Source organism: Legionella pneumophila subsp. pascullei (assembly GCF_900637585.1).
In the GTDB taxonomy this organism is placed as follows: domain Bacteria; phylum Pseudomonadota; class Gammaproteobacteria; order Legionellales; family Legionellaceae; genus Legionella; species Legionella pascullei.
The window spans coordinates 2,302,075-2,318,083 of record NZ_LR134380.1 but is presented as its reverse complement, the minus strand read 5'-3'; the positions used below and the strand labels follow the sequence as shown (position 1 = coordinate 2,318,083).

The window sequence follows — 16,009 nt, the reverse complement described above, 5'->3', positions numbered from 1 at the left end:
TATAAAAGAGCACTACCTATATTATTATGATACCATGAATCGTAAGTTTTTGCGGTCTTGTGGTATTTTGTATTATTCTAGGAAAATTCAATAAAAAGAAATAACTATGGAACAGACTAGCGCACAAATTGTTTTCGAGCAAAAGAATACAACCTACCAGTGTTGTGGTTCCTGGTCTGTTTTATTCCTCGATGGATTGCCTAAAAAATTTAGTGACAGTCCATTGCCTGCTTCGCAAAAAATAACTATAAATGGTGAAAAAATCAGTGCCTTTGATAGTGCAGGGGCTCTGGCATTAAAGAAATGCATCGATGAGCTAAAAAAAAGAAATAATCAGGTTGAGTTAGTTAATTTTTCCGATAGCCAACAGCAAATGCTGGGACTTATAGAATCCAAACAGGATATTCTTTCCTATCAATTACCTGTTGTTTCTAAAGAAGGTATTCTTTATCAGATAGGGAAAGAATCAGAAAATAAATTGCATCAGATTGATGGTTTGATTATTTTGATTGGGGATTTAAGCACAAGGCTCTTCGAAGCGTTTGCTTATTGGCGGCGATTTCATTTACCCAGTATTGTTTCAGTTATTGATTCTGCCGGGTTAAAAGCTTTGCCTATTATTGGCTTGTTGTCTTTTTTGATAGGGGTCGTTTTAGCTTATCAAATGGGTTTACAATTAGAAACTTATGGTGCCAATATTTTTATTGCTTATTTATCTGGCATGGCAATTTTTCGGGAATTTGGCCCTTTAATTACAGCAATTATCGTAGCGGGGCGCACCAGCTCATCATTCACAGCTCAAATTGGCAGTATGAAGATTAATGAAGAAGTAGATGCCATCTTAACCATGGGTCTTTCTCCCACTGAATTATTAGTTTTACCCAAAGTATTGGGTTTATTAATTGTATTTCCATTGTTAATTTTTTGGGCAGATGTTTTTAGCATTTGGGGGGCAATGATCATGTCCAAAAATATGTTAAACATCGGTTTCGAAGATTTTCTAAGCCGCTTGAGAGATTCCGTAGGACTTAACCAAATGATGCTGGGTTTGTATAAAGCTCCTGCATTCTCAATATTAATTGCTTTAGTGGGTTGTTTTCAGGGGTTTAGAGTAGAATCAAGTGCTGATAGTATAGGAAGCCAAACAACCAAAAGTGTTGTGCAGGCTTTATTTTTAATTATTATCGCTGACGCTGCTTTCTCCATAGCTTATAGCTGGATGGGTTTGTAAATGAGTGAATCAGTCATTGAAATCAAGGGAATGAAAAATTGTCTTGGCGGTCAATGGGTGCACACCGATATTAATCTCACCGTAGAGAGGGGAGAAATCCTGGCTATTATAGGAGGTTCTGGAAGTGGTAAAACCACCATATTACGCAGTTTGCTGATGTTATTGAAACCTTCTGCGGGTAGTATTAAAGTATTCGGTGAAGAAATTTATAATCTTGATGCAGAGCAAGCTTTTAGACTTAGGCGCCGATGGGGCATGTTATTTCAACACAGCGCTTTATTTTCAGCCATGACTGTTCTTGAGAACGTGATGTTTCCAATGAGGGAATTCACTACGTTAGATCAGGATTTTATGCGAGAGCTGGCGCTTTTAAAAATAACCTTGGTAGGCTTATCTAAAGAAGCGGCTGTGAAATATCCTTCCGAGTTAAGTGGGGGGATGCAGAGAAGAGCTGCTGCGGCAAGAGCCATTGCGATGGATCCGGAGTTACTATTTCTGGATGAACCTACAACTGGATTGGATCCTAGAGGAGCCAGACTTTTTGATGATTTGGTTGTTTTTTTAAGAGATGCGTTAAATTTGACAATAGTCATGGTTAGCCATGATATAGAGTCTTTGAAAAGAACAACGGACCGTGTTGCATTTGTAGGTGATGGGAAAATTCTTAGTGTTGAACCCATTAAAGAATTGATGAAAAATAAAAACCCGCTAATCGCTGAATATTTTAGCAAATTCTAAGAAATACTATAACAGAGGGGGCAATTTACTTGGAATCTAAAACCAACTACACCATAGTAGGCCTCGTCGTACTTATTCTGACAGCATGTCTTTTATCTGCAGGTTTATGGCTCTCGGTCGGATTTAACCAGAAAGAATATACTTCTTATACCGTGTATCTCAAGGAGTCCGTTTCTGGTCTCAGTATTGAATCGCCTGTTAAATTTAATGGGGTGCAGGTTGGTTATGTTAAGGAAATCAAACTAAATAAAAATGATCCCAGGCAAGTGGAATTATTATTAAATATCGAAAAGAGCACGCCAATAACGACTAGTACTTCCGCAACCTTAATTACACAAGGTATTACAGGAGTTACTTATGTTGGTTTATCTGCTGGTTCATCCGATTTGACTCCCTTACGAAAAATGCCGGGGGAGCCTTATCCTGTTATTCCTTCCAAACCATCCCTTCTGAATCAATTAGATGCTGTTTTAAAAGAAGTTGCTGAAAATGTGGGTGCGGTGAGTGAAAAGGCCCAACTTATTTTTAATGAAGAAAACGCGGATAATGTAAAAAAATCATTGGCTAATATAGAACGTATTACAGAAATAATTGCTGATAACGGTCAATCAATTGATAGTTCTTTAAATAATTTTGACGTGTTTGTAGCCAATATGGCTAAGGCAAGCAAGCAATTTCCTCAGCTGATAAAAGATTTAAAAACAGGTATTTCAAAATTCAAATCTTTAGCAGACAATATGAGTGCTGCAGGTAAGGATGTTTCAAAAACGATGATCGCAGGTAAAAATACTATCGATCAAATTTCTCAACAAGCCATCCCTCCAGCAGTGATTTTATTGCGACGCTTGAACGCTATTTCAGCGAACCTTGAAAAGGTCAGTAATGAAATGCGGCAAAACCCTTCTGTGATTATTCGAGGTACTAAAGCACCTAAACTTGGGCCAGGGGAATAAAATATGAGAGTTCTCAGTAGTGTTTGTTTTATATTAGGAATATTAACACTGATGAGTTGTTCGCCTGTTAAAATCCCAGTGACCAACGAATATCAATTAACAGCATACAGCACCAAACAATTTATCAGAAAGCCCAAGCCTATTACAATACAGGTTACGGCGCCTGAAGCGGTAGCAGGATATCAGACCGAAGAAATGCTTTACATGAAGAAACCTTTTAAATTGGAGCCATTTGTAAAAAATGCGTGGACTTCACCTCCCGCAGATATGCTTTTTCCTTTATTAGTACAAAGTCTACAGAGTTCCGGGTATTTTTATGCTGTCACATCAAGTCCTTATAGTGAAGAAGCAGATTATCGTCTGGATACTCAATTGTTGAAGTTAGAGCAAAATTTTATCAAGAAACCCAGTGTCCTTGAGTTTTCAGCCAAAATAGTATTGACCCATATTAGTGATAACCAAATTATAGGGTCACGGATTGTTCGTCTACAAATACCTTGTTCACAAGATACTCCTTATGGCGGAGTTATTGCGGCGAATCAAGCTACATTTCGATTTACTGCAATGGTAGCAGACTTTGTTATATCGCATATTAAGCGTGATTAGGAATAGCCAAAAAATAAAAAGAATTGTACAATGGCTCTCCATGATTATCATGTGTAGTTTCTAAAAATAATAAGAAGAGTTTAAGGAGATTGTGGAATGAAAGCCGGATCGTTTTATAAACTGGGACTGCTTGTAGCAAGCGCTGTATTGGCCGCAGCTTGTTCTAAAACACCAGGCAGTGCTGATGGTGGTGCTGCGGTAGGTGACGGTGATGCTACTGCCCAAGGTTTGGGGCAAATGACTCATTTTGCTGGACAGGAACCTGGTGAATCCTATACAACGCAGGCACCGCATAATCAATTGTATTTGTTTGCATATGATGACAGCACTTTGGCATCAAAATATTTACCTTCAGTTAACGCGCAGGCAGAATACTTAAAGACTCATCCAGGTGCTCGAGTGATGATAGCTGGACATACTGATGAGCGAGGCAGCCGTGAATATAACGTAGCCCTTGGCGAACGCCGTGCTGATACTGTAGCTGAAATTTTACGTATGGCAGGTGTTAGCAGACAACAAATTCGTGTAGTTAGCTACGGCAAAGAGCGCCCAGCTAATTATGGTCATGATGAAGCGTCGCATGCGCAGAATCGACGCGTAGAGTTTATTTATGAGGCAACAAGATGATTAATTGCAAAAAATCCATTATCACCGCATGTTTTGTACTGATGCTTCCTTTCGCCTTATGGGCGGAAGCGCCAGTAATCGATGATAGTGAAAATTTTGCAATGATTGATAGGCAAGAGGAGTATGATGCTCCCCTTGTCAATCCCAAATACGATGAACCTCAAATTGAGAATGCCGAGTTGGATGGGTCTCAAAATGATAACTATGCAACAGATACTTCTCAGCCTTATGATGAACCGGCACTTGTTAAAGATGATCAAAAAAACATCAATGACAGTGCAAAGTTAATTGATAAAATTCAGCAACTTCAAAAAGAAATACAAGAACTGCGCGGACAGCTTGAAGTACAGGCACACGATTTAAAATTATTACAGCAACAGCAAGTAGCCTTCTATAAGGATCTGGATTCTCGATTATCCAATTCTTCAACTTCAGCAAAAACCATTCAAAATGATAAACCAACAACAGACATTTCATTGGGTTCCAATTCGTCAGCGACTTTAAAAGCGGCTTCTCCGCAAATCAAAGCAGGATCATCTAATAGTAAACCTCAGCCTGTTATTGCTGTTTCCAGGGCTAATCCTGCAGATGAACAGATAAGCTACCTTGCGGCTTACGAGTTAGTTAAAAATAAACGCTATGATGAAGCGATTAAGTCTATGCAGACTTTCGTGCAAAAATATCCCAGAGGTGGTTACACTGCAAATGCAGAATACTGGTTAGGTGAACTGTATCTTGTTAAAAAGGACTATCCCAAAGCCATAGAACATTTCGAGATTGTTTTACAGCAATATCCTTCATCCAGCAAGGCTGCAGCCAGTTTGTTAAAATCCGGTTATGCTTATGCTGAGAAAGGCGACAAGCAAGAAGCCAAAAAACGTTTTCAACAAGTTGTTAAAACCTATCCTGATACACCAACAGCACAACTGGCCAGCTCTAAATTGGAAGCAATTAATGCTTTATGAAACGATTTAATGAACAATTAAGAATTACGGAGATTTTTCATTCATTGCAAGGAGAATCAGTAACAGTAGGCTTACCTACCGTATTTGTTCGTCTGACTGGTTGTCCATTGCGATGTCAGTATTGTGATACGGCTTATGCCTTTTCAGGTGGTGAAGTCGTTGAAATAGATGATATTTTGAATAAAGTAGCTTCATATCAATGTCAACATGTTTGTGTAACTGGAGGGGAACCACTTGCTCAACCTGGTTGTATCTCTTTATTAAGCAAGCTTTGTGATGCAGGACACTTGGTTTCTTTGGAAACCAGTGGCGCTAGGGATATAGCTTCGGTAGATCAACGAGTCATGATCGTCATGGACTTAAAAACGCCTGACTCCAGGGAAGCAGATAAAAACTTGTTGTCCAATTTGAATTTTCTGAAACCCACTGATCAGATTAAGTTTGTATTATGCAGTCGAAATGATTATGAATGGGCATGTAGAATGCTGAGTGAATATCGGTTAGCGGAACGGGTACAACTCTTATTTTCTCCGAGTTGGAATCAGCTAAATCCTACTGATCTTGCAAATTGGATAATTCAGGATAAATTACCAGTTCGTTTTCAACTACAATTACATAAGATTTTATGGAATGATGCACCTGGTCATTGACCTCAAGGAGACTAACTATGCATTGGTTTGCTCAGGCACCAGCTAATATTGCTTTGATCAAATATATGGGTAAAAAAGATGAAGATTCCAATTTACCTGATAATTCTTCTCTATCCTACACATTGAGTAATTTATTAAGTTCTGTGAAATTAGAGAAATTACCAACTAAAAAAGACATTTGGGAGCCGCTTAGTATTCCTGGAGCACCAGAATTTAACCTGTCAGTTGAAGCGCAACAACGCTTTATTGATCATTTAGTACGATTGAAAGAGTATTTTGGATATGTCGGTGGATTTTTAATTCAATCCAGTAATAATTTCCCTCATAGTAGCGGTTTGGCGAGTTCTGCCTCCAGTTTTGCTGCTTTAACAAAGTGTGCGTCAATTGCATTAAGTGAACTTACTCAAAAACCTTTGCCTTCTATTGATGAGCAAGCACAATTGAGTCGATTAGGTTCGGGTTCGTCTTGCCGTTCTTTTTATGCACCATGGGCATTATGGACGGGAGATAAAGTCTCTGCAATCGATTTGCCTTATAAAGATTTATTACACCAAGTCATAGTAATTAGCAGTCAGGAAAAAGAAATACCGTCTAGAGCGGCGCATAAGCTGGTTAAAACAAGTCCTTTTTATCAAACACGAAGTGAAAGGGCAGAGGCAAATTTGAAATTATTACTGATCGCTTTTGAAAACAAAGACTGGACGAGTATATACCAAATTTGCTGGCATGAATTTCTCGACATGCATCAATTATTTAAAACCTGTGAAAAACCATTTTCTTACATAACAGATAATACCTTACATATATTGAACGTTATTGAAAAATTTTGGAATGAGAAAGGCGATGGCCCCGTAGTTACTATGGATGCCGGCCCTAATGTTCATTTGCTTTATAGATCAGATCAAATAGATCTCGCACGACAATTTAAATCGGATTATTTGGTAGGAAACTATGATGTTTTATGATTTTGAAACCACTACTTTCGGCAAATGGATTTTAGCAGGTGAACATGCGGTAGTAAGGGGACATGAAGCTTTAGTATTTCCTATTAAAGAAAGACAATTAATTTTGAGATATAACCCTTCCTCCACGTCCTTAAGCGCAGAATTTAAAGGCAGTAATGGTTCTGATATGCATTTATTATTTTGGAGCGTATTAGAGCGTGGTATGCATTTGTTAGGACGTTCACTGAATGAATTAGGTGGTCATTTTTATTTGGACACCAATATTCCTGTTGGGGTTGGCATGGGTGCTTCGGCAGCTCTTTGTGTTGCCATGAGTCGGTGGTACTGCGCGCAGCAAATGATACAAGATAATCAATGCAGCGAATTTGCCAAACAGTTAGAACATCTGTTTCATGGTAAAAGTAGTGGTTTGGATGTAGCTGGTGTAGCATCAGATACCGGTGTATATTTTAAGTCCGGGCTTTGTACTCCAGTAAAACAAACCATTTATCCCTATTGGTATTTATCCTCTTGCAATCAAATTGGTATTACGTCTCATTGTATACAGCAAGTTGAATGTTTATGGGATAAAAATCCAGAGCTTGCTCACCAAGTGGATAGGCAAATGGTAGAGGCCGTTCAGGAAGCAAAAGCTGTTTTGGAAGAAGGGGGAGTTGATGCTTTAAATCGCTTGGCAAAAGCGATAAATAAAGCGGCAGATTGTTTTTTACAATGGGGATTGGTTAGTGAAAGCTTACAACAACATATGAATCACTTGTTCGCTGATGGTGCAATTGCTGTTAAGCCAACTGGTTCAGGCGGTGGAGGGTTTGTATTAAGCCTTTGGGACAAAATTCCTTCCTCGCAAATAGAGATGATTCCGGTCTAGTCCCTCTTACAAGCCTAATCGACAAATTGATAATAGACTTCATTCTGCTTAATCATGCCGAGTTCATATCGAGCTTGTTCTTCAAGGGCTTGATCACCACTTTTTAACTCTTTGATATCTGCTTCCAATGCTTTATTTCTAGCAGCTAATTTATCGTTCTGACTTTTATGAGCTTCCAGTTTTTTTTCGAGTTTAATCCATTGGATAATATTTCCATCACCTAGCCATAGCTTATGTTGTAAAGCAACTAAAGCAATAATTAAGATAATGAATATGGGGCGCATAGAATTTTCTATTGAAGAATATCTCTAATTACTATTGTAGTATCTTATTACTGTGAGGAGCAATATCTGTTCAGGGTATATAGTATTAAATTTTTTATCGAACTGATTTTAAATTGTATTTAGTCTATATTATTCTTGATTTAAACTTAGGTTGATGTCGAGTTTCAGTTAACACTCAAACACCACCCCAAGTTAATCATGAATAATGCCGAAAAGTTTCAAATCATCTTTTCAGTATACTTTTTCCAGCATAAGGTAAAGACGCCAATTCATTTATCCTCAATAGCTGATTATACTTCGCAGTTCTGTCTGTGCGACACAAGGATCCAGTTTTAATTTGACCACAACCACTTGCAACTGCAAGATCAGCTATAAAAGTATCTTCTGTTTCTCCTGAACGGTGAGACATTACACATCGGTATCCATTTTTATGTGCAAGCTTTATAGCCTGTCTGGTTTCACTTAAAGTACCTATTTGATTGACTTTAATTAATATTGCGTTAGCAACACCCTGGGCAATTCCTTCTTGCAGAATTTTGGGATTAGTTACGAATAAATCATCTCCAACGAGCTGAATTTTATTTCCCAAATGGGTAGTTAATTGTTTCCATCCAGACCAGTCTTTTTCATCCAGGCCATCTTCAATACTGACTATGGGATAACTGGAAATGAGATTTGCGTAGTATTCTATGAGTTGATGAGAATCAAATTTTTGATTTTCAGAATACATATGATAAAAGCCTTCACTAAAAAGCTCAGAGGCAGCAACATCCAAGGCAAATACAATGTCTTCTCCTAATCGAAAGCCTGCCTTTTCAATCGCTTCGCTAAGAAGATCCAGCGCTTGACGATTAGATTGAATATTAGGTGCAAAACCACCTTCATCACCAACAGCAGTATTTAATCCTTGTTTTTTTAACACAGACTTCAGTACATGAAAGATTTCCGTTCCCATTTGTAATGCTATGGGAAAATCAGGGGCGCCGATTGGCATTATCATAAACTCTTGAATATCTACATTATTATCAGCATGAGCGCCTCCATTGAGAATATTCATCATAGGAACAGGCATGGTCATTATTTCACCCTGATTAAGTGCCATATACAATGGCTGATTAAGAGATAATGCTCTTGCTCTGGCGCAAGCTAGTGAAGCAGCCAAAATTGCATTAGCTCCCAGATGAGATTTGTTTTCTGTATTATCTAATTGGCATAAAATGCGATCTAAATTTTCCTGATCATCAACAGAGAATCCTAGTAATGCCTGATTAATCTCTTCATTAACGTGTTTAACTGCTTTTTGCACCCCTTTGCCAGCATATCGCTTCGGATCATTATCTCTAAGTTCGCAGGCTTCTCGGCTTCCTGTGGAAGCTCCAGATGGCACACTCGCTCTTCCAATAATACCGGTTGCTAGAATGACGTCTGCCTCAACGGTGGGATTACCGCGAGAATCTAATATTTCACGTGCCTGAATTTTATGTATGTGCATGGTCTTTCCTAATCTTTTTTATATTTATTAATTTAAATACATACCACCTTAAGGTTTACAAGCGCATTAACTAATGGCATTAGAGGTAAGCCAAGAATGGTATCCTCGCTTCCTTGCACTTCCTTAAATAACCACTTGCCTAGACCTTCATATTGATAAGCACCACAACTCTGATAAGGTTTTTCTGCTTGTAAATAAGCCTCAATTGTTTTTTCACTCAGGTGATGCAGTGTTAATGTCGCCGTTTCATGGTATTGCCAAAGTATTTTGCTCTCTTTAACAATACACAGGCAAGCAATTTGTTGATGTTGTTTCCCGCTTAATTCTTGCAAGTGTCTTACAGCTGTTTGATGATTTAATGGTTTATTAAATACTCTTTTATCAGCGACGCATAATTGATCTGCTGCAATGATATAATGCTCTGGATAATGTGGGCTGACATCTAACGCTTTAGTTTTTGCCAGGGTAATACCTAACTCAATTAGTTCGTCGGAATTATGCCTTGTTTTAATTTCCTCTTCGTTGCAATTCGATGGTACAACCAGAAAATTCAAACCTAGAGAGTTCATGAGTTTATGTCTGATGGTCGAAGAGGAGGCAAGAATAATCGGTTTTTGTTGTAAAAATTTAGACATAGATGGCCACCGATGCCATGAGCAAAAAGCCTATGATTACAAAGCTGAAATCACTTAAATTACAGCAACGCTCCACCATGACGCAGCGCTCCAGGCCATGCAGAGTTCCCAAATAGAGAAAAGTACCTGCGGATGCCGCAATTAAGATAGGGTCAAATAAAGAGTTAGTTTCCACGCCATGGCCAAAATACCAACCAAAATAAATGCCTAAAGGTGTCATAAGACTAAAAAAGAAAAAGAAGACCATACTTTTTCGAGTGCTCATCGAACTTTTATTTAATTGAATTGCTATAGCCAAACTTTCTGCCCATTTATGAGTGATGATCGCTAAAAACAGCATAATGATCATGGAATTATATTGAGTAAAACCTAAAGCAGCTCCCAGCATAAGTGAATGGACAGAAAGCATTGCCCAGGCGAGTATCGCGAAAGCAGGATGTTCTGCGTCATGATGATGGTATAGTTCCTTTCCTAAATGTTCAAACCACAAGAAAATAAGGAATACTACTCCGGTAATAATAAACGCAAACGGATAGTTATAACCCATCTCTTTAAATAAGGCATTTGATTCAGGTAACATGTGAAGGAGTGCTGCGCCCAGAAAAACACCTGTAGCCAAAGTTTCACCTATGGGGAAATCGATGTGTTTATCGTCTTTAATTCGCTTTTTGAATGGGTACCAGCCTGCAATGATAATGACTATGAATATTGAAACAGCAAAAATAATTTTTAAACCGGTTGCGGACAACATGAAGTCTTCCTACTTTAAAATCCCTATATATTATCCTGAAATGACTAATCGGATCTACAGGGCATAGTAGTATTACATTGTTAAAATATAGCAATTCTTCCATGCTATTTGGATATTAGTTTGATGGATGATGTGTCATTTCATGTAAGCTAAAAAGACGCACTTCCTTTATATCAGTTTGCGATTTCAGGGTTGAGATTACTCGATTATGCAATTTTTTCCATTGATTAAAATCATATGAGCAAAAAATATCCAAACTCATTTTTCCATTTAGATAATGTATATTCCAAAATAAAATCTGCGGAAAATCATAGCAAATGTCATTAAAGAATTTTTCCTGGAGTATTGCCCTGTTTGGTAAATGCAGGGATGGGCATGAAATTTCATCATCTTCAGGGTCAACATGGACAATCACATCTTTGACACAATCAATTTCTTTTACCAAAGTATGATGCACGTGTTGAGCAATATAATGACCCTCGGAAACGGATATTTTGGGTGAAACTAGGATATGGACATCAATAAGCACATCACTGCCCATGAATCGGCTTCTTAGCTGGTGAATACGCTTTACTCCATCGATACTTTGTATAACTCGTTCAATTTGAGAAAATAATTCTGCATCAACCGCAGTATCTACCAATTCTTTGACACTGTTCCAGCCATAGCTCCAGCCCATTTTTATAATCATCAAGCTTACGATGACTGCGGCAATCGCATCCAGATAAACAAGCCCTGCCAAGCTGCCAATTAATCCAATCAGCACCACTATGGATGAAGCAGCGTCTGAACGATGATGCCACGCATTGGCGGTGATTAATTGGGAGCTGATCTTCTTTCCTACATGGCGGGTATAGTGAAATAATGCTTCGTTTGCAATGATTGAGAAGCAAACAATAGGAATCGATAACCAGTTTGGCATGGTATGTTCTGATTTAAGCAATTCATCAAGTGCGTCCCAGGCAATGCCACAGCCTGCCAGAATTAGTAAAAGGGAAAGCAATAGAGTGGCTGCAGTTTCAATTCTTTGATGACCATATGGATGAGAGTCATCGGCGCTAACGCTTCCATATTTTGAAGCAAATACAACCATCACATCAGTAATTAAATCTGAAATGGAGTGGACTCCATCTGCGATGAGAGCATGAGAATGATATAAGAAACCACCAATCATTTTGACAATACCGAGTAAGGCATTAATAAAAGCACCGATAAGGGTAACTTTTTTAGCTTGCCAATACCTGTCATGGGGGTACATTGCTGTTCCTTTTTCAATTACAAAAATAATTTGGATTTTTGTAAAAAAATTAGAGAGGAAACTATACCATGTTATGTCGTGAGTTCCTATTTATCTTGGCTTATCAATTGTTAGAACTCTGCCGAAAATACAAAAAATTAAGTATTCAGGAGCAATCATTGCAGCATTAAGATCGATAAATGGCTAAAGTGACTTGAAAATATTCAAAAGTGATGTTTTCGAATTAATCCAATTGTGATACATATAAACAACTCCATTTTAATCAATCAGATGATTATTTGAATTTATAACAAATTGAAAGCGATTGGATATTTAATTTTTATTTTGAAGAACCCAGGAACCAAACATGAGTGCTAATGAAAAAACTTTAATACAAGAGTTGAAAGAAGTATTGAAAACCAAAAATCATCCACAATTACTTTTAACAAAAGAAGAACAGGATCAGATCGTCGTATACTTAGCGAAAATAAAAGATTTCTATAGCTTAAGTTCTATCTTTGACTTTTTTGGGGTAGAAAATGCTGGTGCACAACATGGGCGATTATTTTTTCATGACTCAGAAATAAATTCATCCAGGGATTTGACTGAATTTTTTAGATTAAATAAGGGATTATTAACGGATCTAAATGAGAAAATAGAAAAGGTTACTATCGATTATAGCAAAGAAAATTATGATTATATCTGGAACCAGATCCTCTTCCTCTATTTAAAACTGTTGGAAAATAATCAGCATTGGCAAAGTTTTTGGGAAAAAGAGTCACGGCTTCTGGATAAAGGCAAATTACATAAAGCCAAACACCTTGTCTGTAGCGCGTTATGTTTTAAACTATTTTCTGTGCTCTCGGCCAATTCCATAGAAATGATGAGCCATCCTACTGTTAAAACTTTTATTAAATTGTCAAACTGTATCGATTTTGAAGATGTTCGAAAAGAAATGCGTAATCGATTGCGTAGTGAAATCTTTGAGGATATTAAAATTGCAACTATGACGAAAAAAAGCTCCAAACTGACATACAAGTCATTATATACCAAAGCAAACCAGGATGCTCATTTTTGTGCCTTGAGTTCAGAGGAGAAGGCTTTAGCTATTATTGCAGGGATAGCTGATGCCTGTTTGGGAAATGAGGCCTATTTTAAACTATTAATGGAAAGCTTTGTTAAAGCAAAGAAACAATTTCCTGTCGATGGTTTTAACGCAAAAATCCAAATGATATTTGATGAATTGCAAATTAAAAATAAGATCCCTAAAAAGTATGGAAAAAAATTTCAGGAATTTTGTGAAACTCAAGATAACAAAAGCATATTGAAAAAGGCGCTGTCATTACCACAACTTTCTTCAGTAAGTTCAACTTTTTATCATTCTAAAAAAAGAGAGGATTTTTCTAACGATAATCCAATCCTACATATTCACAGACCCGGGTTTAGTGAGTGATAAAAATAATCGCTTTCTAAATGTTATTTATTCACAAAATCTGGTTTTTTTAAGGTTGAGTACATTAGTTTTGGGCTTCATAGGATTAAATATGATAGAACTGGAACGATGAGAAAAAATATTTGCAGCTTTCACTCAAAAGCAAATTGGAAAGTTCTGAATCAGTTAGAAAATAGACTGATTTTACAAGGTGTTTTGCATTCTGTGCACAGGATTATCCACAGATTTTGTGGATAAATATATTTGTATGAATTGAATCAAAAAAACCAGATAAGCCTTATCTGGAAAGAGTTATAGAAATTTCAACAGTAAAATTGGAAAGAGTTTTGTGCAACTGATCTTTAAAGTTATCCACAAGGATAAGAGGGAATGGATTTTATTTCCGGCTCGTTTATGTTAGCAAAGAAAAAAATAAAAAACAGTCTTGACTTCAAGAATTTTAACTATTTTTTTAACTTTGCAAAAATTGTTCAAAATCGCCTAACCATCTTTGTGTAATTTGTCTGGCAATTGTTGGTTTTTCCAACGTCAGTTGTTTTGCAATTGGTCGTAAAATAGTGAAGAGGACTTTATCGCGTTGTAAGTTAGCTATTTTAAATTGCCTAAAACCAGTTTGTCTGGTTCCTAGTATTTCTCCTGAGCCTCTTAACTCCAAATCCTTTTCAGAGATTAGAAAACCGTCTGTTGTTGAACGCATGATTTTTAGACGTTCAGCACCTTGCTGTGATAGGGGGGATTGATAAAGTAAAAGACAGTGAGATTGATTATTACCTCTGCCGACGCGTCCTCGTAACTGATGTAATTGCGACAAACCAAGTCTCTCTGCATTTTCAATGATCATTAAACTGGCATTAGGAACATCAACACCTACTTCAATAACAGTAGTTGCTACCAATAAATCAAGCTCGCCTTGTTTAAATGCCGCCATAGTAGCCTCTTTTTCGAGTGTTTTCATCCTCCCATGAACAAGACCAACACGTGCGAAAGGGAGCTGTTCCTGTAGTTTTTTTGAGGTATCTGTTGCTGCTATACATTGCAATTTTTCAGACTCTTCTATAAGAGTGCATACCCAGTAAGCTTGTTTGCCGTTGGCGATAGCTGCTTGTAAGCGTTCGATAATCAGTTCGCGCTTATCCTGGTTCAATACCGCTGTTGTAATTGGCATACGGCCAGGTGGTAGTTGGTCAATCACCGATATATCCAAATGGGCAAAATGAGACATTGACAGGGTCCTTGGAATAGGGGTGGCTGTCATTAATAATTGATGAGGGACTAATTGGTTTAATTGCCCTTTTTGTTGCAAAAGGAGCCGTTGTTCTACTCCAAAGCGGTGCTGTTCGTCAATAATGACCAAACCCAAACGAGCAAATTCCACTTTATCCTGAAATAATGCATGGGTTCCGACAATGAGTTGGCAGCTATTGTCCTGGAGGGATGCAAGCGCATTGTTTCGTTCAGTGGTTTTCATTTTACCGCTCAGTCTTAATACATTAACACCGATAGGTTCTAACCATTTATGGAGATTATTTGTATGTTGTTCGCTTAATAAATCGGTTGGTGCCATAAAGGCAACCTGGAAGCCTTGTGAGATAGCTTGAAGGGCAGCTAGTGCCGCAATAATGGTTTTACCCGCCCCAACATCACCCTGTAACAAGCGAAGCATAGGTTTGCTTTGAGCTAAATCATGGCTGATTTCTTTAAAAACTCTTTGTTGTGCTTTTGTAAGCGTGAAGGGTAATGATTCGATAAAGCGTGTATGGATAGCCTTATCAAGAGGTATAGAGGGAGATTGAAGCTTACTACGCGCTTCTCTTGCAAATTGCATGCTGAGTTGTTGTGCCAGCAACTCATCAAATATTAACCGCTTGAGTGCAGGATGTTCGCCTGTTTCCAGTGTAGAAAGGGAGATGTCAGGCGGAGGGTTATGCAGTAACTTAATGGCTTCACCCAGATCATAAAAATTGTTTTCCTGTAATTGCTTTTCACTCATCCATTCCAATTGATGAAGTTCATGTTCACATTGTTCCAGGGCTATTTTAACCAACTGTCTTAATCGGGTTTGAGTTAAGCCTTGAGTTGTTGGATAAATTGGCGTAAGCGTTTCTTCCACGTGGAAATCTGATTCCTGGTCAAGCAATTGATACTCAGGGTGAATCATTTCCAAATGGTTGTTGAAGTCACGGACTTCACCAAAAGCTCTAATTATGCTGCTGTTATTCAAAGACTGAACTTGCTGCTTGTTGAAATGAAAAAAGCGGAGCTTAACTATGCCTGTTTTATCTTCTACATAACAATTCAACATCATCCTTTTGCCGTATTTAATTTCAGTTTTGCATACATGGCCTGCAATAACACACCATTCATTGGAGCGTAAATCCTGAATTGGTGTTATCCTGGTTCTGTCTTGATATTTGTAAGGCAAGTGGAAAAGCAGGTCTTGTATGGTGAAAATCCCGCATTTAGCAAGTTTTGCTGCAATGGTTGGGCCGACGCCAGTTAAATATTCACAAGAGTTACTCAGCACGGTATTATTTAAGATTAAAAATTTAATAAT

The 16,009-nt window shown here is 37.8% G+C and carries 16 protein-coding genes; 10 read left to right on the top strand and 6 right to left on the bottom strand.

From position 1 onward, the window contains the following. Positions 1–106: 106 nt before the first annotated feature. The 9 genes from EL201_RS10520 (at position 107) to EL201_RS10480 (ending at position 7,603) form a co-directional block, all read left to right on the top strand. Complete coding sequence (locus EL201_RS10520; RefSeq protein ID WP_027222223.1) at positions 107–1,231, top strand: MlaE family ABC transporter permease; 1,125 nt, start codon at positions 107–109, stop codon at positions 1,229–1,231. Then, positions 1,232–1,969, top strand: coding sequence for an ABC transporter ATP-binding protein (locus EL201_RS10515; RefSeq protein WP_027222222.1), 738 nt, complete (start codon positions 1,232–1,234; stop codon positions 1,967–1,969). Positions 1,970–1,998: 29 nt separating this feature from the next. Continuing rightward, positions 1,999–2,922, top strand: a complete 924-nt coding sequence (locus tag EL201_RS10510) for an MlaD family protein (RefSeq protein WP_027222221.1) — start codon at positions 1,999–2,001, stop codon at positions 2,920–2,922. A 3-nt stretch (positions 2,923–2,925) separates the two neighbouring features. Beyond that, the gene (locus tag EL201_RS10505) at positions 2,926–3,528 is read left to right on the top strand and encodes an ABC-type transport auxiliary lipoprotein family protein (RefSeq protein WP_027222220.1); all 603 of its coding nucleotides are present in this window, start codon (positions 2,926–2,928) and stop codon (positions 3,526–3,528) included. Positions 3,529–3,624: 96 nt separating this feature from the next. Continuing rightward, positions 3,625–4,155, top strand: coding sequence for a peptidoglycan-associated lipoprotein Pal (pal, locus tag EL201_RS10500; protein ID WP_027222219.1), 531 nt, complete (start codon positions 3,625–3,627; stop codon positions 4,153–4,155). Then, positions 4,152–5,120 (top strand): tol-pal system protein YbgF, encoded by a 969-nt coding sequence (gene ybgF / locus EL201_RS10495; protein WP_027222218.1) that lies wholly within the window; start codon positions 4,152–4,154, stop codon positions 5,118–5,120. Before pal ends, ybgF begins: the two co-directional genes overlap by 4 nt. Next, positions 5,117–5,770 carry a 7-carboxy-7-deazaguanine synthase QueE gene (queE, locus tag EL201_RS10490; RefSeq protein ID WP_027222217.1) on the top strand — a complete coding sequence of 218 codons (654 nt, stop codon included), beginning with the start codon at positions 5,117–5,119 and terminating at the stop codon, positions 5,768–5,770. The genes ybgF and queE overlap by 4 nt, the downstream gene beginning before the upstream one ends. Before the next feature lie 17 nt (positions 5,771–5,787). Further along, the gene (locus tag EL201_RS10485) at positions 5,788–6,735 is read left to right on the top strand and encodes a diphosphomevalonate decarboxylase (RefSeq protein WP_027222216.1); all 948 of its coding nucleotides are present in this window, start codon (positions 5,788–5,790) and stop codon (positions 6,733–6,735) included. Continuing rightward, on the top strand, positions 6,725–7,603 hold the full coding sequence (locus EL201_RS10480) for a mevalonate kinase family protein (protein ID WP_027222215.1): 879 nt from the start codon (positions 6,725–6,727) through the stop codon (positions 7,601–7,603). The genes EL201_RS10485 and EL201_RS10480 overlap by 11 nt, the downstream gene beginning before the upstream one ends. 14 nt (positions 7,604–7,617) lie before the next feature. Here EL201_RS10480 and ftsB read toward each other — a convergent pair whose 3' ends face one another. From ftsB to EL201_RS10455, 5 genes are all read right to left on the bottom strand, one after another. Further along, positions 7,618–7,887, bottom strand: coding sequence for a cell division protein FtsB (gene ftsB / locus EL201_RS10475; RefSeq protein WP_011946937.1), 270 nt, complete (start codon positions 7,885–7,887; stop codon positions 7,618–7,620). 223 nt (positions 7,888–8,110) lie between these two features. Beyond that, positions 8,111–9,379 carry a phosphopyruvate hydratase gene (gene eno / locus EL201_RS10470; protein ID WP_027222214.1) on the bottom strand — a complete coding sequence of 423 codons (1,269 nt, stop codon included), beginning with the start codon at positions 9,377–9,379 and terminating at the stop codon, positions 8,111–8,113. A 32-nt stretch (positions 9,380–9,411) separates the two neighbouring features. Further along, positions 9,412–10,014: a Maf family protein gene (locus tag EL201_RS10465; protein ID WP_027222213.1), complete on the bottom strand. Its 603-nt coding sequence runs from the start codon at positions 10,012–10,014 to the stop codon at positions 9,412–9,414. Further along, positions 10,007–10,765: a ZIP family metal transporter gene (locus EL201_RS10460; protein ID WP_027222212.1), complete on the bottom strand. Its 759-nt coding sequence runs from the start codon at positions 10,763–10,765 to the stop codon at positions 10,007–10,009. The genes EL201_RS10465 and EL201_RS10460 overlap by 8 nt, the downstream gene beginning before the upstream one ends. A 115-nt stretch (positions 10,766–10,880) precedes the next feature. Beyond that, positions 10,881–12,023, bottom strand: coding sequence for a cation diffusion facilitator family transporter (locus EL201_RS10455; RefSeq protein ID WP_027222211.1), 1,143 nt, complete (start codon positions 12,021–12,023; stop codon positions 10,881–10,883). Between the two features lie 346 nt (positions 12,024–12,369). Here EL201_RS10455 and EL201_RS10450 point away from each other — a divergent pair, with 346 nt between their 5' ends. Beyond that, a complete protein-coding gene (locus EL201_RS10450) occupies positions 12,370–13,455 on the top strand; it encodes a hypothetical protein (RefSeq protein ID WP_027222210.1) in 1,086 nt (361 codons plus the stop codon). Positions 13,456–13,906: 451 nt separating this feature from the next. On the opposite strand, the gene recG is transcribed toward EL201_RS10450, so the two are convergent. Continuing rightward, a complete protein-coding gene (gene recG / locus EL201_RS10445) occupies positions 13,907–15,979 on the bottom strand; it encodes an ATP-dependent DNA helicase RecG (RefSeq protein WP_027222209.1) in 2,073 nt (690 codons plus the stop codon). Positions 15,980–16,009: the final 30 nt, after the last annotated feature.